Genomic DNA, 327 nt, shown 5'->3' with positions numbered 1-327 from the left:
ACCTGTAGGCAAGCAATATAAGTATGGAAAAAGTTGTTCAGATCACTTAGATGGGATAGCGCAAAGGGATTTAAAAATTCGCCAATTGGAGTTGCAAATTGAAGTCTTAAAAACGTATCAGGAACTACAGAGGGGTGGAAAAATCAAAATTAATTGAGGTTGTAGAGAGCTTTCGGGGAAGAACCTCTACCACGGATGTCCTTAAACTGTTTGGTGTGCCACGGGCGACCTACTATCGTTGGAGAGCCAAACTTCAATGCCGTATCAAGCCAAAGCGTAAGTCGTTCATCAACGGGGAAACGAAAATTATTGTAGCAAATGAACTTA

The 327-nt window shown here is 41.3% G+C and carries 1 pseudogene; it reads left to right on the top strand.

Annotated features, from left to right (window positions below):
- Positions 1 to 134: 134 nt before the first annotated feature.
- A pseudogene (locus HP401_RS29745) lies at positions 135 to 327 on the top strand (hypothetical protein); the annotation flags it as partial.

The organism is Brevibacillus sp. HB2.2 (genome assembly GCF_013284275.1).
GTDB lineage: Bacteria > Bacillota > Bacilli > Brevibacillales > Brevibacillaceae > Brevibacillus > Brevibacillus brevis_D.
This window is presented reverse-complemented; position numbering and strand designations above follow the sequence as displayed.